19 protein-coding genes are annotated in these 19,219 nt (G+C 73.0%); 8 read left to right on the top strand and 11 right to left on the bottom strand.

The window, feature by feature from the left end:
• Positions 1–148 precede the first annotated feature (148 nt).
• Positions 149–1,123, bottom strand: a complete 975-nt coding sequence (locus tag ACF9IK_RS35335; RefSeq protein ID WP_395298142.1) for a GlxA family transcriptional regulator — start codon at positions 1,121–1,123, stop codon at positions 149–151.
• A 99-nt stretch (positions 1,124–1,222) separates the two neighbouring features.
• On the opposite strand from ACF9IK_RS35335, the gene ACF9IK_RS35330 reads away from it, so the two are divergent.
• The gene (locus ACF9IK_RS35330; protein ID WP_395298141.1) at positions 1,223–2,047 is read left to right on the top strand and encodes a dienelactone hydrolase family protein; all 825 of its coding nucleotides are present in this window, start codon (positions 1,223–1,225) and stop codon (positions 2,045–2,047) included.
• 126 nt (positions 2,048–2,173) lie between these two features.
• Here ACF9IK_RS35330 and ACF9IK_RS35325 read toward each other — a convergent pair whose 3' ends face one another.
• Positions 2,174–2,500, bottom strand: a complete 327-nt coding sequence (locus ACF9IK_RS35325; RefSeq protein WP_395298140.1) for a carboxymuconolactone decarboxylase — start codon at positions 2,498–2,500, stop codon at positions 2,174–2,176.
• Between the two features lie 296 nt (positions 2,501–2,796).
• Here ACF9IK_RS35325 and ACF9IK_RS35320 point away from each other — a divergent pair, with 296 nt between their 5' ends.
• Positions 2,797–3,216: a DUF7144 family membrane protein gene (locus ACF9IK_RS35320; protein WP_395298139.1), complete on the top strand. Its 420-nt coding sequence runs from the start codon at positions 2,797–2,799 to the stop codon at positions 3,214–3,216.
• Positions 3,217–3,385: 169 nt separating this feature from the next.
• Here the strand turns inward: ACF9IK_RS35320 and ACF9IK_RS35315 are convergent, their stop codons facing one another.
• A complete protein-coding gene (locus ACF9IK_RS35315) occupies positions 3,386–3,799 on the bottom strand; it encodes a cupin domain-containing protein (RefSeq protein WP_395298138.1) in 414 nt (137 codons plus the stop codon).
• 52 nt (positions 3,800–3,851) lie between these two features.
• On the opposite strand from ACF9IK_RS35315, the gene ACF9IK_RS35310 reads away from it, so the two are divergent.
• Positions 3,852–4,844 carry a GlxA family transcriptional regulator gene (locus ACF9IK_RS35310; RefSeq protein WP_395298137.1) on the top strand — a complete coding sequence of 331 codons (993 nt, stop codon included), beginning with the start codon at positions 3,852–3,854 and terminating at the stop codon, positions 4,842–4,844.
• 177 nt (positions 4,845–5,021) lie between these two features.
• Positions 5,022–5,519, top strand: a complete 498-nt coding sequence (locus tag ACF9IK_RS35305) for a SixA phosphatase family protein (RefSeq protein ID WP_395298136.1) — start codon at positions 5,022–5,024, stop codon at positions 5,517–5,519.
• Positions 5,520–5,591: 72 nt separating this feature from the next.
• On the opposite strand, the gene ACF9IK_RS35300 is transcribed toward ACF9IK_RS35305, so the two are convergent.
• The 8 genes from ACF9IK_RS35300 to ACF9IK_RS35265 all read right to left on the bottom strand — a co-directional run bounded on the left by ACF9IK_RS35300 (position 5,592) and on the right by ACF9IK_RS35265 (position 12,909).
• Complete coding sequence (locus ACF9IK_RS35300) at positions 5,592–6,122, bottom strand: hypothetical protein (RefSeq protein WP_395298135.1); 531 nt, start codon at positions 6,120–6,122, stop codon at positions 5,592–5,594.
• A gap of 14 nt (positions 6,123–6,136) precedes the next feature.
• The gene (locus ACF9IK_RS35295; RefSeq protein WP_395298134.1) at positions 6,137–7,639 is read right to left on the bottom strand and encodes an alpha/beta hydrolase; all 1,503 of its coding nucleotides are present in this window, start codon (positions 7,637–7,639) and stop codon (positions 6,137–6,139) included.
• Positions 7,636–7,968, bottom strand: coding sequence for a type VII secretion target (locus ACF9IK_RS35290; protein ID WP_395298133.1), 333 nt, complete (start codon positions 7,966–7,968; stop codon positions 7,636–7,638). Before ACF9IK_RS35290 ends, ACF9IK_RS35295 begins: the two co-directional genes overlap by 4 nt.
• Before the next feature lie 306 nt (positions 7,969–8,274).
• On the bottom strand, positions 8,275–9,327 hold the full coding sequence (locus ACF9IK_RS35285) for a helix-turn-helix domain-containing protein (RefSeq protein ID WP_395298132.1): 1,053 nt from the start codon (positions 9,325–9,327) through the stop codon (positions 8,275–8,277).
• Between the two features lie 486 nt (positions 9,328–9,813).
• A complete protein-coding gene (locus ACF9IK_RS35280; RefSeq protein WP_395298131.1) occupies positions 9,814–11,160 on the bottom strand; it encodes a hypothetical protein in 1,347 nt (448 codons plus the stop codon).
• A 293-nt stretch (positions 11,161–11,453) separates the two neighbouring features.
• On the bottom strand, positions 11,454–11,960 hold the full coding sequence (locus ACF9IK_RS35275; RefSeq protein WP_395298130.1) for a heavy metal-binding domain-containing protein: 507 nt from the start codon (positions 11,958–11,960) through the stop codon (positions 11,454–11,456).
• Between the two features lie 77 nt (positions 11,961–12,037).
• Positions 12,038–12,706 (bottom strand): heavy metal-binding domain-containing protein, encoded by a 669-nt coding sequence (locus ACF9IK_RS35270; RefSeq protein ID WP_395298129.1) that lies wholly within the window; start codon positions 12,704–12,706, stop codon positions 12,038–12,040.
• Complete coding sequence (locus ACF9IK_RS35265) at positions 12,703–12,909, bottom strand: hypothetical protein (RefSeq protein ID WP_395298128.1); 207 nt, start codon at positions 12,907–12,909, stop codon at positions 12,703–12,705. Before ACF9IK_RS35265 ends, ACF9IK_RS35270 begins: the two co-directional genes overlap by 4 nt.
• A gap of 476 nt (positions 12,910–13,385) precedes the next feature.
• On the opposite strand from ACF9IK_RS35265, the gene ACF9IK_RS35260 reads away from it, so the two are divergent.
• The 4 genes from ACF9IK_RS35260 (at position 13,386) to ACF9IK_RS35245 (ending at position 19,214) form a co-directional block, all read left to right on the top strand.
• Positions 13,386–15,074 (top strand): TlrC/CarA/OleB/SrmB family ABC-F type ribosomal protection protein, encoded by a 1,689-nt coding sequence (locus ACF9IK_RS35260; RefSeq protein WP_395298127.1) that lies wholly within the window; start codon positions 13,386–13,388, stop codon positions 15,072–15,074.
• A gap of 258 nt (positions 15,075–15,332) precedes the next feature.
• On the top strand, positions 15,333–16,469 hold the full coding sequence (locus ACF9IK_RS35255; protein ID WP_395298126.1) for an NADH:flavin oxidoreductase: 1,137 nt from the start codon (positions 15,333–15,335) through the stop codon (positions 16,467–16,469).
• A 225-nt stretch (positions 16,470–16,694) separates the two neighbouring features.
• Positions 16,695–18,320, top strand: coding sequence for a CocE/NonD family hydrolase (locus ACF9IK_RS35250; RefSeq protein WP_395298125.1), 1,626 nt, complete (start codon positions 16,695–16,697; stop codon positions 18,318–18,320).
• A gap of 228 nt (positions 18,321–18,548) precedes the next feature.
• Positions 18,549–19,214: a response regulator transcription factor gene (locus tag ACF9IK_RS35245; protein ID WP_395298124.1), complete on the top strand. Its 666-nt coding sequence runs from the start codon at positions 18,549–18,551 to the stop codon at positions 19,212–19,214.
• Positions 19,215–19,219: the final 5 nt, after the last annotated feature.

Below are 19,219 nucleotides of genomic sequence, written 5' to 3'. Positions count from 1 at the left end.
CGGCGCCTCGACGGAGGAGATTCGGATGGCCGCAGATCACATCCGGACTCAATTCGCAATGAATTCTTCGACGAGTCCCGATCGACGATTCCGGAACCGCCGACGGATCCCGCTGCAAACGGCTGCGGCCTGAGGGGCGCGGGCCGCTTCAGCGCCGACGGAACTGTGCCCGGTACTCCGTCGGGCGCCGCCCCGTGTGTCGGGCGAAGATGCCGCTGAACGTCCCGGGGTCGCGGTACCCGACGTCCGCGGCGATGCCTGCGACCGTCCTGTCGGTCGCCTCCAGCAGGTGCCGGGCGCGGCGCACCCGGACCGCCTGCAGGTACGCGAGTGGCGTCTCGCCGGCTTCGGCGACGAAGCGGCGGAGCAGCGTTCTGGTGCTCACGTGGAACTCCCGGGCGAGGGCCGCCAGGTCATAGCGAGCGCCGAGGTTCTGGTCGAGCCACCGCTTGACGCCGAGCGAGAACTCCCTTCCCGCGGTGGGTACGAGCGCCGGGTCCGCATAGGGGGCCTGCGTGGAGCGCGCGTCGTCGACGAGGGCGATCCGGGCGGTGCTGCGGGCGACGTGAGGGCCGTCGTGCTCCCGGACGAACTGCAGCGCGAAGTCGTACATGGCACCGAAGGCCGCCGTGGTCGTCACTCCCCGGTCGGTCACGACCAGGTTCTCCCGACGCAGGCGCACGTCGGCGTAGCGGCGGGCGAACCTATCGGCGAACAACCAGGACGTGGTCGCTTCGCGGCCGTCGAGCAGCCCGGCCTCGGCGACCAGGAAGGCGCCCACGCAGATCGACACGACCGCGGTCCCCGAGGCCGCCTGCGAGCGGATCGAGGCCACCTCCGGACGCAGGTTCGCGAGCGTCGTGTCCAGATCGAGCGCCGGGGAGAGCTCGAAGCCCGGCACGATCAGGACGTCCACCGGGCGCACCGCCGAGACGTCGAGGGCCGAACCGCCGGACGCGATCACCCGCCGACGGGGCGAGACGACCGACGTCTCGTAGGCCGGCTGGACCGACCCGTACGCCGCAGCGACGTGAGTCGCCATCGCGAGGAGGTCGGGGACGCCGTACACCTCCGACGCGAAGCAGCCGGGGTAGGCGAGGACGCCGACTCGCAGTGGACTCATACGGTTCCTCCGGCGCCTCCGAACGGATGGCGATATTACCGGGGTACCTGGCGATGCCGCCGCTTCTCGGTGGGGCCGGCACTCGGCACCATCTCGGTCATGACACTGATGCGAGGACAGCGAGACCCCCTGGACGACTTCTCGCCGAGATCGGTCGGCATCGAAGGCGTCGACAAGACCGTGCACGTCTCCGGGTCCGGGCCGGCGGTCATCGTGATGCCCGAGATGCCCGGCATCAGCCCCGACGTCGCGCGGTTCGCGCGCTGGGTGCGCGACGCCGGCTTCTCCGTGTACCTGCCCTCCCTCTTCGGCGTCGACGGTGCCTATCCGCGCGCCGGGGAGGGCGGGAGCGTCGCTCGACGGGCTTGCGTCAGCGCCGAGTTCCGGGCGTTCGCCGGTGGCGGTACCAGCCCCGTCGTCGCGTGGCTGCGCGGCCTCGCCCGCCTGGCACACGGCGAGTGCGGCGGGCCAGGAGTCGGCGCCGTCGGTCTCTGCTTCACCGGCAACTTCGCCCTGACGATGGCTCTCGAACCCGCCGTCGTCGCACCGGTGGTCAACCATCCGTCGCTCCCGCTCGACGACCCCGGCGGTCTGGAGCTCAGCGACGAGGACGCTGCTGCCGTGGCCGAGCGCGTGGCACGGGACGGACTGAAGGTCCTCGCCTATCGCTTCGCCGACGACAGGTGGTGCACCGGCCGGCGGTTCGCTGCCTACCGGGCCCTGCTCGGGGACGCGTTCGACGGTCGCGTGCTCGACGCCGGATCGGCGAACACGGACCCGCCGTCCTTCTTCCGAGACGTCGTCGGTTGTGCCCACAGTGTCGTCACGGCACACCTCGTCGACCGGGACGGCCACCCCACCGTGCGGGCCCGGGACGAGATCATCGCCTTCCTGGCCGAGCGCCTCGGCGTGCAGCCGGAGTGAGCCCCGGGGACGTCGGACGTCCGAGGACGTCGCAGGGCCGCGGTGCCGGCCGGACGGCGCCCACCAGCAGTCCGGCGCCACCCGGGGCTCACGCGCCCGGGCGGCGCCGGACCGGGTGGCGGCGCTCTACATGCCGTTCTCGACGTCGGCCTCGGCCACGGCGATGGCGACACCGAGTGCCTCGGTGATGTGGGTCGCGGCGGACATCACCCGGGCGGTACCGACGATCGGTGCGATCGCGACCAGCACGTCCTGCAGCTGGCTCGCGGTCATGTGCTCCCTCATCGCCGGTTCGACGTGCGCGAGGTAGGACACGGCCGGGGCGTCCATCGCCGCCAGGGCGGCGATCCGGGTGAGGATCATCATGTCGGGGGCCATGCCGCACCGCTCGATCGAGTCGGCGGTCATGGCCATGAGGGTGTCGAGGACGGGGGTATCGGAAGTAGAGGGCATGTCCGGTCATCTCCAGGGGTCGTCATGCTCGGTGCGCGCCTCGTGCGAGGCCGGGGGCGTCCGTGCGGGGCGCCGTGTCCGACCGTAGGCAACCGCCGCGGGGGCCGCACGGACAGTGAGCCGCCCGGGTGGACGGCCCGGCGGACGGCCCCGGTGGGCCGCCCCTGCGGAGCCGGCGAGCCGGGGCGTGCGAACTCCGAGTAGCAGCCGCATCGCGGTCGTGGCACTTTGGTGAGGGAGGCCTCCGACCGGGTGGCCCGGAAACGGGCGACGCATCTCTCCGAGGGAGCCAGAGCATGGCCAGCAACGTCAGCAGTGGATCGGCGGGTGTCAGCCGGAAGCCGTTCGCGACCGGCTGGACCGCCTTCGCAGCCTGCCTGATGATCTTCGGTGGGGCGATGGCCGTCCTCCAGGGGATCGGCGCCATCGTCAACGACGACCGCTATGTCATCACCGGCAACTACGTCTACAAGTTCGACGTCACCGGCTGGGGCTGGCTGCACCTGATCCTGGGCCTCATCATCGTGGTGGCGGGCTTCGTGCTCTTCACCGGCGCGATGTGGGCACGGATCCTCGGTGTCGTCGCCGCAGGCCTGAACATGATCGCCAACTTCCTGTGGCTGCCCTACTACCCGTTCTGGTCGGTCATCATGATCGCCATCGATGTCTTCGTCATCTGGGCCCTGACCGCGGGCACGCACCGGGAACGGGTCTGAGTCCGACCCGGGTCCGGCCCGAGGCCGGGAGCACGATCGGATCGCAGCCGGGCCGGGTCACGACCGGTCCGGCGCGCCGGCGTCCTCCACGCGGCGGGCACCCTGCCCGGCTGCGGTCGTGCTACCTCACGGCCCCCTGGGCAGCAGCCCGGGGCGCGGCGGCCCGGCCTCAGGGGGTCAGGGGGTGGCCCGTGCTGGCGTCCACGTGGGCGGGGACGGGGTCGTGGCGGTCGCCGACGGTGGGGGTGCCGGAGGGTTCGACCATCAGGATGGCCGCGCCGCCCGGGGCGTGGGGCTTGTGCTCGGTGCCGCGGGGGACGGTGAAGACGGCGCCGCGCGGGAGGCGGACGGTGCGCTCGCCGTCCGGTTCGCGCAGGGAGATGAACAGCTCGCCGTCGAGGACCAGGAAGAACTCGTCGGTGTCGTCGTGGGCGTGCCACAGGTGCTCGCCCCTGACCTTGGCGACGCGCACGTCGTAGTCGTTGACGCTGGTGACGATGCGGGGGCTCCAGAGGGTGTCGAACGAGGCCAGGGCCTCGTCGAGGGAGATGGGTTCGCGGTTCGCGGCGCTCGTGTCGTCCATGGACCCCATCCTGGCGCGGCGAGGCGACCGGGACGAGTGCTATGAATCGCACATGCCGCATGATTCCTCTCAGCCGCCCGCCCGGGAACACCTCCACCGGGTCGTCGTGATCGTGGACGAGAACTCCAACCCGTTTGAACTCGGCTGCGCCACCGAAGTGTTCGGCCTACGCCGACCGGAGCTCGGCCGGGACCTCTACGACTTCCGGCTCTGCTCGCCACAACCGCGGACGGCGATGCGGGACGGCTTCTTCACGCTCACCGGCGTCACGGGCCTGGAGGCGGCCGACGACGCCGACACCCTGATCGTCCCGAACCGGCCCGATGTCGAGGTGCCGCGCCGACCCGCCGTGCTCGACGCCGTCCGGCGGGCGCACGCCCGCGGCGCCCGGCTGGTGGGCTTCTGCAGCGGCGCCTTCACACTCGCCGAGGCCGGGGTCCTCGACGGGCGCCGGGCCACCGCGCACTGGCAGTGGGCGGACGCCTTCCGGGTGCGCTTCCCGTCGGTACACCTGGAGGAGAACGTCCTGTTCGTCGACGACGGCGACATCCTCACCGCGGCGGGCAGCGCAGCCGCGCTCGACCTCGGACTGCACGTCGTACGCCGCGACCACGGCGCGGAGGTCGCCAACGCGGTCAGTCGGCGGCTGGTCTTCGCCGCACACCGCGACGGCGGGCAGCAGCAGTTCATCGAGCGACCGGTGCCCGCCGTCCCGGACGAGTCCCTGGCGCCGGTGCTGGCCTGGGCCCAGGAGCGGCTGGACGTGCCGCTCACCGTGTCCGACCTGGCCGCGCGCGCCGCGGTCAGCCCGGCGACGCTGCACCGCCGCTTCCGGGCGCAGCTGGGCACGACCCCGCTGGCGTGGCTGACCCGGGAGCGGGTGGCGCTGGCGTGCCGGCTGATCGAGCGGGGCGAGTCGCGGTTCGAGCTGGTCGCCCGGAACAGCGGGCTGGGCACCGCCGCGAACCTGCGGGCGTCGATGCGCCGGGCGACGGGTCTGGCCCCGTCGGCGTACCGGCGACGATTCGGCCCGGGTGCGGGGTGAGTGCCCCCGACCCCCGGGGGCACGGGCGCGGCGCGGCGCACTTCTCTGACCGCCTGCACCTCGTCCGGGTGACGAGCACACCCCCGCGCTGGCGCGCCCGGCGCTCGCGGTGGCCTACTGGCCGGGTGAGCATCACCGGGACGACGAGGTTACGGGCATGACGACGGGGGTGCGGGTATGTGGCGACTGATCGTGCTGCGGCACGCGAAGTCCGCGTGGCCCGACGTCCGGGACGTGGAGCGACCGCTGGCCGCCCGCGGCCTCCGGGACGCGCCGGCGGCGGGGCGCTGGCTGCTCGACCACGAGCTGGTACCGGACCACGCGATCTGCTCGCCCGCCCGGCGGGCCGCCGAGACCTGGGAGCTGGCCTCCGCCGAGTGGCCGGAGGCACCGCCGGTCGTCCACGACCCACGGGTGTACGAGGCCGACGCGAACGGCCTGGTCGACGTACTGCGCACGGTGTCCCCCACGGCGGGGACGGTCCTGCTGGTCGGTCACCAGCCCGTCCTGGCGGAACTGGTGCTGGCACTGGCCGACCGTGATCCCGGGGCCCCGGCGCCGCGGCCCGTGACGCGGACCTCGACCGGATCCGGGAGAAGTTCCCCACCAGCGCCATCGCAGTGCTCGCGACGGCCGCGCCCTGGCCGCGGCTGCGCCCGGGGTCGGCCGGGCTGACCCACTTCGCCGTGCCGCGGGGGTAGCCCCTCCCGGCCGACCGGTGGGGCGCCGGCGGTGTGACCGCCGCGCTCAGCCGCCGTCGCGGACCGACCAGAACGGGCAGAACGCCGAGGGCGCCGGCGCCAGGTCCGCGTGACCTCCCGGGTACCGGGCGATGCCCGGAGTGCCCGGCGGGTGGCCGATCCGCTCGGCCCTGGCGACCGGGGGCGAGGTGGCCGTCAGATAGGCGTTTCCCGCGGTGCCGAAGTCCAGCCCCAGACGGTAGCCGTCGACGGCGGTGGCGTAGATCCCCGGCATCTCGTGGTCGGCGTTGACCGAGCTGATGGTGTATCCGCTGCGGCGCCAGTGCCGCTCGACCACGCCGAGCAGGGCGCCGCGCCGGGCCGGCGAGATCACCGTCAGGACGTTGCGGTTACGGCTGACGTACCACCGGGCGGGGCCGTCCGGCGTCCCGTGGCCGGGCATCACCTCGCCTGCGGCCGGGGCACCGTGCTGCCAGGTCAACGCGGGCCGGACCGCGTCCAGCGTGTGCTGGAGCAGGGCCTCGCAGCGGTTCGCGGCACCCGCCTGGTCCTCGGCCCCGTGATCTCCCCGGGCCACGGCCCAACCCCCGCTCACCTCGGCGCCATCGGCTTGTTGCGGTCGGCGTGCCCGGTGACCACATTGGCGGTGGCCTTGAGGGTGGCGGGGTCGCCGAGATCGGCGTCGGCGGCGGTGCGCAGCGCGACGTTCCTCACCTCCATCTCCTCCGACCAGCCGCTTTCACCGGTCACCACGGTGTTGCCCGACCAGCCGGTGCCCTGGGTGGCGCCCATCAGCGTGCCGTTGTGGTCGCCGGTGCCGATCGCCGTCAGGTTGGGCTGCCGGCCGTCGTGGGTGACCTTCAGGCCGTTCTGGAACTGGCTGAACGGCTGGCTTCCGTCGTCGCCCCCGCCGGACCCGCCGGTCATCGAGATCGAGGTGGCGGCCACCCGGGGCGGCGGGTCGTAGTTCATCCAGACCACGGTGGCGGTGGACGTCTTGGGATCGGCCTGGTGGGCGGCCACCGCGAGCTGGCGGCCGTAGCCGAGGTCGCCGTTGACGAAGGTCTCGTCCAGTCCGCCTCTGGCGGGGACGTAGCTGGCGATGTTCGTCGCCTGGTCAGGGTTCCCGTAGGACACGATCGGGCCCTTGCCCCCCACCCCGAGCAGCATCATCGGCGGGTTGGACGGCGTGTCGAGCTGCTTCTGCAGGGCGTTCAGCCCGTCCAGCCTGGCCTGCGTCACCCCGGGGTCGGGGTGCCCGCCGGCCAGCTGGGTGGCCATCTGCTCGCGCAGTTGCGGCAGGTAGAGCCGGTTCGCGGCGTCCCGGTCCTGAGCCGGGATGCCGTCGGTGTTGCCGATCACGCCGGGGAAGTCCTTGAGCAGCTGCTGGCGGGTGCTCTCGGGCAGCGAGTTCCACCAGTCCGCGGAGGCCTTCGGGTCCTTGTTGTCCTGGATCTCAGGGGGGATGACGCTGTTCCACTGGCTGTGGAGGAAGTCGTCCGACGCGGTCCGGTCGTCGACCGTGTCCTTCTGGCCCGCGTCGGCGAGGTGGTCGATGCTGCTCGCCCAACGCTCGTCGGAGCCACCGATCCGCTCGTCGAACTCCTTGATCCTCTGCTCGATCTCCGGGCGCCTGGCCTTCAGGGCGCTCAGCTGCCTCTGGAACTCCGGGTCGTTCCCCACCATGCCCGGGGAGCCGCTCGCGTCGTCCTCCATCTTGATGCGGACCTGGGGCAGCCGGCCGTTCGACTCGAACAGCCAGAAGCCCTGGGCCTCGCAGTCGTGCTTCAGCGCGGCCTGGTCGGCCTTCAGGAGCAGGAGGTCGTCGGCGGCATTGCGGAACCGCAGGCGGATGCTCTCGATCTCCTGCTGACAGTTCTTCAACTGGCCTTCCAAAACGCCCAGCTGCGCCTCGGCCGCGCTGGCCGCGTCGCCGGTCCAGCCGGAGTCGAGCACCCGTTGGTGGGTCTTGGCGCGCCAGTCGGCGGCGTGATGGGTGAGCTTCTGCGCAACGGATTCCCACCGGTCGGCTGCGGCGTGCAGGTGGCTGACGTCGGCGTAGAGCAGCTTGTTCCAGTACACCTCCTCGCTCACTGTGCACCCCCGGGCGTGCCGTCGAGCCGGAGGACGCCGGTCTGCTCGGCCTTGCGATAGTTCTCGGCAGTGGTGATCAGGTTGCCCGCCGCGCCCTCCAGCTGGCCGGCCAGCCTGGTCAGGTGGGTGTGCCACACGTCCCAGCAGCGGTCGGCGGCGCTGCCGACCTTCCAGCCGTACAACCCGTTGCTCGGCGCGTCCGCGCTCTTCGGGTCCGAGTAGTGTTCCTGCGTGTAGCCCGGGAGCTCCCCGCGCAGCTGCCCGGCGACCTCCTTGCCCGCCTTGCCGGCGCCGTCCAACTCGTCCGGTCTGACCGTGTACCCCGCCACAACCGCCCCCGTTCCTGCCTGCGTTCGCTCGTCCGCGACCTGCCCGGCGGCGGCACCGCCGGCCCCGTGGCCGCCCGGCGCCGGCCCGCACGCGGCCCGGTCTCGGCGGATCAGCGTAGTGGATCACCCGAAGGGTTTCGGCACTTGGCTCGGCGACCGGTCGGCCGCGGCCTTCCGAGCGCCGGGCGTGTCGTGCCGCAGGCCTCCTCCGGGTGGCTCCGGGAGCAGCGGGTCGCCGGCTTGTGCTGTTCTTCGGAGGAGCCCCTCACCCTCGTCGATCACGGCCGATGCCTGTAGGGCAGGAGCCTAGGAGCGCTTGGCCTGCCGGGGTATCCGAAGTGTGCGGGATTCCTTGGTGTTGCGTGCGCCGAGGCAGGACGGGCCGTCCGGCAGACCGTGCAGGGCGTGGTCACGGTACTCGGTGGGGGTGATGCCGTAGACCTCGCGGAAGGTGCGACTGAAGCCGGAGGCGCTGGCGAAGCCCCAGCGCGCGGCGATCGCCTGGACGGGGTGGCCGCGCAGTTCGGGGCGGGCGAGATCGGTGCGGCACCGTTCGAGCCGGCGTCGGCGGACGGTCGCGGCGACGCTCTCGTCCCGGTCGCGGAAGAGCTCGTACAGGGTCCGCAGGGAGAGGCCGTGGTGGGCGGCGATCGCGTGCGGGGTGAGGCCCGGGTCGGTGAGGTTGTCGTCGATGAAGGTGTCGATCCGCTCCCGCATGGCCCGCGCCCGCGTCTCGGCCGGCAGGTCGCCGGGGGTGCCGAGTTGATCGGCGAGGCAGGCGGCGGTCAGGTCCAGGGCGATCCGCCCCATCCGGGCCAGGTCTTCGGGCCGGCAGTCGGCGCCGTGGGTGGTCAGCGTGGTGAGGAAGCCGGCCAGGATCGCGCCCAGGCCCGTCTGCGCGCAGATGCGCGTGGCGAGCAGGCGGTCCATCTGCTCGGCCCGCAGGGGCAGGGCGGTCCGGGGCAGGTGCAGGATGACGGAGTTCGACCGGCCGCCCTCGCCGCCGCAGCCGGCCACCTGGGGACGGGAGCTGTTCCAGAGCACCAGGTCACCGGCGATCAGGCCCGAGTCGTTGCCCTGCTGGGAGATCCACATCGGGTTCCCCGTCACGAGGGCCAGCTGGTACTGCTCCGGGTCCCCCTGCCGGATGTGCGCGGCGGTGCGCTTCGAGTCGAGGGACACGTGGGAGAACCTCGACACCTGCACCGCGCCGAGGTCGAGCACGGAAACGTCGGCCTCGAAGGCGCCCGCGTGGTCGCTGCGCAGTCCGACGGGGATCAGGGAGCTGGCGACGATGTCGTTGAACCACTCGAACCTGTCCGCCACCGCCGCATCGGCGGCGGAAGCGCTGAGCCACATCCCAAGCCCCCATCACTCGTACACCAGGCACCCGGCACCCACCCGGCTCCGGACGGCGCAGAGCAGAACGCGCGTCGAACGGCGCGCGCTTCAAGCGGCCCCGCACGCCTCGCACATCGTCGACGATCTTCCCATGCCCGGGCCGGGTGACGGACCGCCTCCACCGGCGGGACCTGCGCAGTGGCGTTCTCCGCAGCCGGTGCGGACGGCAGCCCGTTGGCGGCTCCGACACGGTCCGGGCCATGCCGGGTGAGGCCGGCCCGGTGCAACGGGCGCTCGATCGGGGGCTGTTCCCGGGCCGGGCCCGCGGGTCCACCCGCGCCAGGCCGCCGCCTCCCGGGCCCCGGGCAGCACGGCTTCGGGGCCGTCCACGGCACCCCGGCCGCTTCGGCGGTCGGCAGTCCCGCCGGGAGCGTGGCCGGCCGGCACCACCGCCGCCCGCGCCGGAGCGAGCGGCGCCACGGCGGTGGTGCCGGGACGAGCGCTCTACGGGCCCTTGACGTCGGGGATGCGGACGCCCTCTCCGAGGCAGTCGCGGAACTCGTACCAGGGGGCGGGGCCGGTCCAGCGCAGGGCGGTGGCGGCGGTGGTCATGTCGGCGAAGCGGCAGCCGTCGTAGAGCACCTTGCCGGCCGTGGTGGCGGTGGCCGTCGTCACGTGGTGGTAGCCGAGCAGGGCACAGTCCTGATAGCGGATCATCGGCCCGCGTGAGGGGTTGACCGCGTTGAAGCGGTAGACGTGCGGGGTGGCGCCGGAGGCGAAGGACTTGAAGGAGTTCGCGGTGTCGTCGCAGGAGACGAAGGTGACGGTGCCCTTGTACCAGGCCGAGTCGATCACCTTGTGATCACTGCCGCGCACCTCGAAGCGGATGCCCTGCGCGTACAGCCGCATCACCGAGTCGTTCCGCGGGCTGTTGGCGTTCAGCTTGAAGAAGGTGCCGGTCGACTTCTCGTCCACGAGGACGTACGAGCCGCCGATGAAGTTCATCGACCCGCCGCGCTCGTTGCGCACGAAGATGCCGGACTGGAACTCGACCTTGCAGTCACGGAACCAGTAGTTGAGGAACTGGTCCTGCTGGCCCTCGGCCGGCTTGCCGCCCATCACCAGGAAGGCGTCGGCGTAGGAGCCGCTGATCTGGCAGTGGTCCCAGCCCATCTCGCTGTTGAGGTTGGAGGTGCCGGCCGGCCCGTCCAGGACGATGCCTGCCTTCCAGGTGCCGTGCCACTCGACGTCGGTGTACCAGGTGTCCTGGACGCCCTTCGCCTTGGAGGAGAGCGCGAGGTTGAAGGTGGCGGTGGCGTCGCGGCTCTCGAAGGTCAGGCCACTGAAGCGGATGTTCTTGTAGCGGTCGTCGTTGGTCCAGAGGACCGTGTTCGGGGTGGTCGGCGCGTAGACGACGCGCGAGAGCCGCTTGCCGTACCCGCTGATGGAGATGCCGTCGATCACGCCGGGGTTCTCGGTGCCGTGGGTGATCGGCAGCAGCGAGTCGGGCCGGGTCAGCAGGTACGTGCCCGGCGGGACCAGCAGCACCTTCTTGGGCGAGTAGCCGGTCTTGGGGGCGCCCCCGAGCAGTTCCAGGGCGGCACTGCGGAACGCGTCGTCGCTGGGCGTGCGGCCGGTGGCGTCGGCGCCCTTGGCGATGACGTCGACCACGTAGTCGGCCGGGCCGGCGGTGACCGCCGCGGGCGCCGCCGAGGCGCTGCGGGCGCCGAGGGCGATGCCGCCCGCGAGCGCCCCCGCCCCGGTCATGCCTGCCAGCAGCGCCCGGCGGCCGGGCCTGCGCCCGGCCTCCTCGGTGCCGCCGTCGTGCCTGCGGTCTGGGTGCGTGGTCATCGGTACCCCCCGGTGGAAGAGAATCGGCCGGCCGCCGTGACCGAGCAGAAGTCGATCATGGCGGGTCGGTCTGATCCTCCGTCATGCCCACCCGGTACCGCAAGGATCGACTGCGGCCCCGTACCGGACCGGTGCCGCGGCCGACTCCGGCAGCCGGGCCCCGCCCGGCTCCGGCTCCGGCCACTCACCGTCACACCTCCGGTCCGCCGGGGCCGGCGCGGGAGCGGCCGAAGCGGTGGTCAGTCTCGGCGCGTGCAGCGAACAGCGCTGCGTGGCAACGGTCACCGACCAGGTCATACGTGGTAGACGCAGGACCCCATGACCAGGTCCAACGGTGCGTAACCGGCCTGGACCAGTGTCCAGAAGTCCTGGCCCGAAAGGTCCGAGGTGAACGGCTTGCCCTTGTTGTTGAGCCAGGTACCGCCCACCCCCGGGTCCGCTCCGTCCGCCTTCACCGCCGTACCGACCGCGATGAACTCGGCGATGTCCTGACCGAACTCCTTGAACTCGATGTCCAGCCGCACCCCCACGATCCCGTCCGCGCCCAAGGCGCTTGCCTCCGCCTCCATCCGGCTCAGCGCCAACTCGCGCGCATGGTAAAGGGCCTGCGACAGCTTGGTCAGCTCCTGGTTCTTCGACCACCGGCCGAGCTGGATGCCGACGCGGTACACCGAGGAGCCGAGGACGAGGCCGAGCGGGCGGAAGCCGGCCTCTCGCACCAGCAGGAACTCGTTCACCGTCAGGTCCGAGGTGAAGAGCGAGCCCTTCTCCCCCGGTTGGAGCTGCGCGAGCCGCCGCATCGCGCCCTCCGGCACATCCTCCGCAGCCGGCCGCGCGGCTTCCCCGGCCGGTCCCCACCCCCGTTCGATCGGTCATCTCAGTGCTCGCGCTCCAGTCTCATGATGGTCAGTGGTCCGGGCCCGGCGGGCCGCCCGGCGCGGCCGAACCGGGGGATGGAGGTGCCGACGAAGACCGCCTCCGCGATGAGGTCGCGCGAGGATCCGAATGCGGTGCACTCACCCTCACTGACCGTCAACTCCGCGTCGTCGAGCACGACTCCGTCACCACCGCGCTTGGCGGCGTCGAGGGCCGACCGGTTCCGGGCGTTGCGGCGGGCGTGGTTGATCAGCTGGGCGTAGCCGTCGACCTTCTGGTCCGCGGCGGTCCAGCGGATCCGGCCGGGGCTGCGCCAGTCGTCGTGCCGGGTCTCGACGGCGATGCCGAAGGCGAGTCCGGTGGGAACCCATCCGGTGCGGACGAGCTTGGCGAAGTCCCGGCCGCCCAGGTGCGATGTGAAGGGCCGGCGCGGCCGGGTTCGCGAACAGGCCCGGACGGCGGTGCCGCACGCGGTGAACTCCATTCCCCCGGCTGGGAATTCCCCGACCCTCAGCTCCACCCCGACGATGCCGTCGCCTCCGAGCGCGCGACACCCGGAGACCGCACGGGCCAGCGCCAGCGTGCGCGCCGCGTACAGCGTCTTCACCAGCAGGGAGTAGGACGACTCCCACCGCGAGTAGACGCCTTCCGGCCGTCCGTGGCCGATCACGCGCCCGGGCAGCCCCAGACGCCGGTGTACCCGATGTTGAAGACGGCCGCGCCGAACACGTGCCCGACCGGATCAAACCCGACACCTTTGATCGCCGCGAACTCCTCGGAGGAGAGCGCGGAGATCCACGTGCCGCCGAGGCCGGGCCCAGCCGTCCCGTCAGTGACGGCCCCCGGTATTCCGACGTCTCGTTGGGGCGCCATCGGCTCCTCTTCCATCGGACCTCTCGGCCGCGCGGCCGTTCGGCAGCCTATGTCATCGGTTTGAGGCACCCGACCTCCGGGCGGGCCTCCGACATCGCCATACCCTCGGACCGCTACCGCCTGACGGAACGCCACCGAACGCACCGCCATCCGACCGCCGACCAACCTGACGGCGCGACACGAGAGCGACGACCGGGCCCGCACACACAGGGGCTCGGCGAGACGGAACGGTTCGTCTTGACGCGGAACCGCGCGTACTGCAGAGTTGAGCAACACGAGACGAGACGGTTCGTCTCACCAGTCATCGATCCGCTCAAGGAGGCCCGCTCATACGCACCCCGGCCGTTCCCGCCGACCAGACAGTCGTGCAGCCCCGGTACCCGGCGCGCTCCCGTTCAGCAACCGACGCGCCGAACACACACGCCCCGACCACCCGATCCCGCCGGCAGCCGCGCCGAGAACAGGGGGACCCGCCCATGCTCCGCTCACAGCTCTCCCTGCAGAACGTCACTCGCCGCTTCGACGACCGCACCGTCCTGGACACCGTGTCCTTCACCGTCAGGCCCGGTGAGAAGGCCGGGATCATCGGCGACAACGGCGCGGGCAAGTCCACCCTGCTCCGGCTCGTCGCCGGCGCCGACCGTCCCGACCACGGCGAGGTCACCGTGGTCGCCTCCGGAGGCGTCGGCTACCTCGCCCAGTCCCTGGCCCTGCCCCCGCACGCCACCGTCCAGCACGCGATCGACCTCGCGCTGGCCGACCTGCGTGACCTGGAGCTACGCATGCGCCGGGCCGAGGCCGCGCTGGGCGGCCTCGGCCCGGAGGCGCTCGCCCCGGCCCTGGACGCCTACGCGGAACTGGTCGGCCGCTACGAGTCCCGCGCCGGATACGAGGCGGACGCCCGCGTGGACATCGCGCTGCACGGCCTCGGTCTGCCCGTCCTGGAACGGGCCCGGGCCCTGGGCACGCTGTCCGGCGGCGAGCGGTCACGGCTGGCGCTGGCCGCCACCCTCGCGTCACAACCCGAACTGCTGCTCCTGGACGAGCCGACCAACGACCTCGACGACCAGGCGCTGGCCTGGCTGGAGGACCACCTTCGCGCGCACCGGGGCACCGTCCTGGCGGTCACGCACGACCGGGTGTTCCTCGAACGCGTCACCACGACCATCCTGGAGATCGCCGAGGGCAGGGTCACCCGCCACGGCGACGGCTACGACGGGTACCTCGCCACCAAGGCGGCCGAGCACCGGTACCGGGTGCGCGCGTACGCGGACTGGCGCACCGAACTGGCCCGCAACACCAGGCTGGCCTCCACCAACGTCGCCCGCCTCGACGGAATCCCGCGCAAGCTGCCCCTGTCCGTGTTCGGCCACGGCGGCTTCCGCAGCCGGGGACGCGGCCACGGCGCCATGAGCCGCGTCCGCAATGCGAAGGAGCGCGTCGCACGGCTCACCGCCCGCCCGGTCGCGCCGCCGCCGGAACCCCTGGTCTTCACTCCCGACCTCGGCGGTACGGCCACCGTCGACGCCGCGCGGTCCGCACCGCTCTGGCAGGCCGGGCAGCCCGCGGCCGAACTCACCGGCATCCGCGTCGCGGACCGCCTCCGCCTCTCCTCACTGCACGTCGCAGCCGGTGAGCGCCTGCTCGTCACCGGCCCGAACGGCACGGGCAAGACCACCCTGATGCGGCTCCTCGCCGGCGAACTGCGACCCGACGAGGGCACGGTCCGCACCCGGGGCCGTATCGGCCACCTGCGGCAGGACGCCACCGAGTGGGCTCCGGAGCTGACCGTGCTCCAGGCCTTCGCCCACGGGCGCGCCGGGGCCCCGGACGACCACGCCGACGCGCTCCTCGCACTCGGTCTCTTCCATCCGTCGGATCTGCAGCTCACGGTCGGCACCCTGTCCTACGGGCAGCAGCGGCGAATCGAACTGGCCCGCCTGGTCAGCCGACCGGTCGACCTGCTGCTGCTGGACGAGCCCACCAACCACCTCTCGCCCGCCCTGGTCGAACACCTCCAGGCAGCGCTGACCGACTACCCGGGCGCGGTCGTCATCGTCACTCACGACCGCCGCCTGCGCGCCGACTTCACCGGTTCCCGTCTGGAACTCGATTCCGGACACCGCACTCGGCACTCCGGCGCTCCGCAACCCGTCACCGGATAGCTCACGCCCGACGAGGACGCGCCGGCGCACTCGGTCCGCCGCCACCCTGCCCGGCGGCGGAGCCGGGGCCGCGTCCCGCCGACCGGCCGGAGCAGACCGCGCAGCCGCGAGTGCGCCGCACGGCCGGGGCCCCGCGGCCGCGTGACGCGGATCACCGCGAGATTCGCGCGGCCGGTGAAATGCCGGGGCCGTCGAGGTGGTTGGCACGGGCAGCCCTTTCCGTCCCGGCACACACCGCCGGCACCCGCGAGGAAGCCCATGACCGTCACCGAGCCTGCCGCCCCCGCCGCCACCCGCGCGGCCGAGATCCTGTCCCGGCCCGTCACGATCAACGGGCTGACCGTGCCCAACCGCATCGTGATGGCGCCGATGACCCGCAGGTTCTCCCCGGGCGGCGTGCCCGGCGAGGACGTGCGCTCGTACTACGCCCGCCGCGCCGCCGCGGGCGTCGGCCTGATCGTGACCGAGGGGACGTACGTCGGCCACGAGTCCGCGGGCCAGAGCGACGACGTCCCGCGCTTCCACGGCGAGGAGCAGCTGGCCGGGTGGGCCCGGGTGGCCGAGGACGTCCACGAGGCGGGCGGCACCATCGTTCCGCAGCTCTGGCACATCGGCATGGTGCGCCGGCAGGGCGACCCGCCGTTCGCCGACGCCCCCGCCATCGGCCCCTCCGGCGTGCGGCTGGACGGCACCGAGGGAACGGGGCGGGCGATGACCCGGACCGACCTGGACGCCGTCATCGGCGCGTTCGCCGAGGCTGCCGCGGCCGCCGAGCGGATCGGCTTCGACGGCGTCGAGTTGCACGGAGCCCACGGCTACCTGCTCGACCAGTTCCTGTGGGCGGGCACCAACCGCCGCACCGACGCCTACGGCGGCGACCCGGTCGCCCGGACGAGGTTCACCGCCGAGCTCGTCGCCGCGGTGCGCGAGGCCGTCTCGCCCGGATTCCCGGTGATCTTCCGGTACTCGCAGTGGAAGTCGGAGAACTACGACGCCCGGCTCGCCGAGACCCCCCGGGAACTGGAGGCGATCCTCGCCCCGCTCGCCGCCGCCGGCGTCGACGCCTTCCACGCCTCGACCCGCCGCTACTGGCTGCCCGAGTTCGACGGCTCGGACCTCAACCTGGCCGGCTGGACCAGGAAGCTCACCGGCCGGCCCGCCATCACCGTCGGCTCGGTCGGCCTCGACGGCGACTTCGTCCGGGCCTTCATGGGCGAGGGCGCCCCGGTCCAGGGCATCGACGACCTGCTCGACCGGCTGGAGCGCGAGGAGTTCGACCTGGTCGCCGTAGGCCGCGCCCTGCTGCAGGACCCGCAGTGGGCCGCCAAGGTCCTCGCCGGCCGTTTCGCGGACCTGCACCCCTACGACGCCACCGCGGTCCGCACCCTCAGCTGACGACCGCGCCGAGACCCCGGCCCGCACCCGAACCCCGTCCCTCACCACGGGTGGCGGTCCGGGCCGGGCCGCCGGGGCCGACGCCCCCGCAGCAACATTACCGGCCAGTAGTTTGGCCGGTCGTCGCCTCCTCCGAAGACCCGCCGGATCGCTACGATCCCCAGTCACGTCGGTGCGAAGGTCACGTGGTTCGAGCGCCGAGCGGTTCGAACTCAAGGGGCAGCGATGGAACGGTCCAGGCGGAGCAGCGCACAGCGGGCGGCGGGCGTGGTACTCGCCGCGGCGGTCGCCCTCGGCGCGGGCGCCGTTGCGCGGCCCGCGGACGCCGCCCCGGCCGGACCGGTGCTGTCCGCACACCGCGCCGCGGGGTTCCGGACGGCCGACATCCCGGCGAAGGACGGCGTCGTCCTGAAGGCCGACGTCTTCACCCCGCCCCCCGGCACCCCCGGCGCCGACCCGCAAGGGCGCTACCCGCTGGTGGTGCAGCCCGCCAGCTGGGGGCAGAACGACCTGGAGTACGTCGCCCAGAGTCGCGCGCTCGCCGAGGACGGGTATGTCGTCGTCACCTACACCGTGCGCGGCTTCTGGGCCTCCGGCGGCGAGGTCGACGTGGCCGGGCCCAAGGACGTGGCCGACATCTCCGCGGTGATCGACTGGGCCCTCGCCCGGACGCCCGCCGACCCGCAGCACGTCGGCATGGTCGGCCTCTCCCTGGGCGGCGGACTCACCCTGCTCGGCGCCGCCTTCGACCCGCGGATCAAGGCCGTCGCCTCGCTCAGCGGCTGGGCCGATCTGACCGACTCGCTGTACAGCGGGCAGACCCGGCACCTCCAGGCGGCCGCCGTCCTCGCCGGGATCCAGGCCCCGACCGGCCGCAGGAGCCCCGAGTTCGCCCAGGTGCTGGACGACCTCTTCGACAACCGCGCCCTGCCCGGCGTCATCCGCTGGGCCGACACCCGCTCCCCGGCACGCTACCTGGACCGGATCAACGCCAACGGCACCGCCGTCCTGCTGGCCAACGCCTGGGGCGACAGCTTCTTCAACCCCGGCCAGATCACCGACTTCTACCAGCGGCTGACGGTGCCCAAGCGTCTGGAGCTGCGCCCGGGCGACCATGCGAGCCAGGAGTTCACCGGTCTGCTCGGGCTCCCCAACGCGGCCTGGGACAGCGCCCGTTCCTGGCTCGACCAGCACCTCAGGGGAGCCCCGGCGGACCGGCGCCGGCCGGTCGACCTGGAGGTCCGCCCGACCGGCCGCCACGAGAGCCACCCCGACTGGCAGTCCGTCGCGACCCGCACCGACCACGTGACCGTCGGCGCCGACGCCCTCGGTGGCACGGCCGCCGGCGAATGGCGGAGGACCGTACTCGGCGGCCTGCCGTCCGGCGCGAGCGCCGGGGTGACGCTGCTGTCCGGCGCGGTCGACCAGGCCCTGCACCAGCCGCCGACCGTTCTCGTCCCGTTGCTCGCCCGCCCGGCCGCCGGCGCCTGGCAGTCACAGCCGTACCCGCAGGGCCTCTCGGTACGGGGCGCCGCCCGGCTGCACACCTCGGTCACCGCCTCCAGCCCGGACGGCACGGCGGTCGCCTACCTGTACGACGTGGACGCCCTCGGCATCGGCCGGCTGATCTCCCACGGCCCGCAGAGCTGGAGCGGACGCACCCCGGGCCGGCCGTTCCCACTCGACGTCACCCTCTTCGACACCGCCTACGACGTGCCGGCCGGCCACCGCCTAGCCCTGGTCCTCGGCACCCGCGACGCCCTCTACGGCGGCACCACCCCGCTCGGCAGCGCCGTGGCCTTCGCCTCCACCCCGGAGGATCCCTCCGACCTGGCCCTGCCGCTCCGCTGATCCGGCGACACCCACGGCCCCGACCCTTCACCGGACCGGACCACGACGGATCCGCTCGGCACGGTGGCTCCCCGGCTCCGGCCGAGGCCGTCCGGGCCGCGCGCAGCACCGGACGGCGGGCGTCCTCGGCGGACCGGGTCGGCCGCCACCCCGAAGACGGGGACGGAAGCGACCGTGCCGAGGGCGGCCGAATGCGGCTGCCCGGCCCCTCCACCGAATAATGAGTGCATGATCGATTCCCCTCTGCGCGTCGTCCTGGCCGAGGACTCCGTGATCCTCCGGGACGGCCTGGTCGAGTTGCTCACCGCCCGCGGCTGCACCGTCGTGGCGGCCTGCGGCACGGCCCCCGAACTGCTGGCCGCGGTCGGCGAGACGCGGCCCGACGTGGCCGTGGTCGACATCCGGATGCCGCCCACCCACACGGACGAGGGCATCCGCGCCGCCATCGAGCTGCGGTCCACCGTGCCGGAGGTCGGCATCCTGGTGTTCTCCCAGTACGTCGAGACCGTCTGGGCGGCTCGGCTGCTGGCCGGCGGCGCGGCGGGCATCGGCTACCTGCTGAAGGAACGGGTGGCCCGCACCTCGGAGTTCGTGGAGGCGCTGCGGCGGGTCGCGGCGGGCGGGACCGCGCTGGATCCGGAGGTGGTCACCGGTTTGATGGGCGGTGGCCGGCGCAGCCGGGTGGACGCGCTGACCCCGCGGGAGCGCGAGGTGCTGGAGCTGATGGCGCAGGGCCACTCCAACCGCGCCATCGCCGGCCACCTGGTGGTGTCGGAGCGGGCGGTGGAGAAGCACGTCGCCGCCGTCTTCACCAAGTTCGGCCTGGCGGCGGACGGCGGGGACAACCGCCGGGTGAAGGCGGTGCTCACCTATCTGGCGGAGGGCGGGAGCTGAGGCGG

Origin of the sequence: Kitasatospora hibisci (assembly GCF_043950205.1) — a bacterium.
Taxonomy (GTDB): Bacteria; Actinomycetota; Actinomycetes; order Streptomycetales; family Streptomycetaceae; genus Kitasatospora; species Kitasatospora hibisci.
This window is presented reverse-complemented; position numbering and strand designations above follow the sequence as displayed.

Bases quoted from the DNA above. Each gene is read 5' to 3' on its own strand.
- ACF9IK_RS35335 (WP_395298142.1), bottom strand. From the start codon at position 1,123: ATGAGTCCACTGCGAGTCGGCGTCCTCGCCTACCCCGGCTGCTTCGCG.
- ACF9IK_RS35330 (WP_395298141.1), top strand. From the start codon at position 1,223: ATGACACTGATGCGAGGACAGCGAGACCCCCTGGACGACTTCTCGCCG.
- ACF9IK_RS35325 (WP_395298140.1), bottom strand. From the start codon at position 2,500: ATGCCCTCTACTTCCGATACCCCCGTCCTCGACACCCTCATGGCCATG.
- ACF9IK_RS35320 (WP_395298139.1), top strand. From the start codon at position 2,797: ATGGCCAGCAACGTCAGCAGTGGATCGGCGGGTGTCAGCCGGAAGCCG.
- ACF9IK_RS35315 (WP_395298138.1), bottom strand. From the start codon at position 3,799: ATGGACGACACGAGCGCCGCGAACCGCGAACCCATCTCCCTCGACGAG.
- ACF9IK_RS35310 (WP_395298137.1), top strand. From the start codon at position 3,852: ATGCCGCATGATTCCTCTCAGCCGCCCGCCCGGGAACACCTCCACCGG.
- ACF9IK_RS35305 (WP_395298136.1), top strand. From the start codon at position 5,022: ATGTGGCGACTGATCGTGCTGCGGCACGCGAAGTCCGCGTGGCCCGAC.
- ACF9IK_RS35285 (WP_395298132.1), bottom strand. From the start codon at position 9,327: ATGTGGCTCAGCGCTTCCGCCGCCGATGCGGCGGTGGCGGACAGGTTC.
- ACF9IK_RS35280 (WP_395298131.1), bottom strand. From the start codon at position 11,160: ATGACCACGCACCCAGACCGCAGGCACGACGGCGGCACCGAGGAGGCC.
- ACF9IK_RS35275 (WP_395298130.1), bottom strand. From the start codon at position 11,960: ATGCGGCGGCTCGCGCAGCTCCAACCGGGGGAGAAGGGCTCGCTCTTC.
- ACF9IK_RS35265 (WP_395298128.1), bottom strand. From the start codon at position 12,909: ATGGCGCCCCAACGAGACGTCGGAATACCGGGGGCCGTCACTGACGGG.
- ACF9IK_RS35260 (WP_395298127.1), top strand. From the start codon at position 13,386: ATGCTCCGCTCACAGCTCTCCCTGCAGAACGTCACTCGCCGCTTCGAC.
- ACF9IK_RS35255 (WP_395298126.1), top strand. From the start codon at position 15,333: ATGACCGTCACCGAGCCTGCCGCCCCCGCCGCCACCCGCGCGGCCGAG.
- ACF9IK_RS35250 (WP_395298125.1), top strand. From the start codon at position 16,695: ATGGAACGGTCCAGGCGGAGCAGCGCACAGCGGGCGGCGGGCGTGGTA.
- ACF9IK_RS35245 (WP_395298124.1), top strand. From the start codon at position 18,549: ATGATCGATTCCCCTCTGCGCGTCGTCCTGGCCGAGGACTCCGTGATC.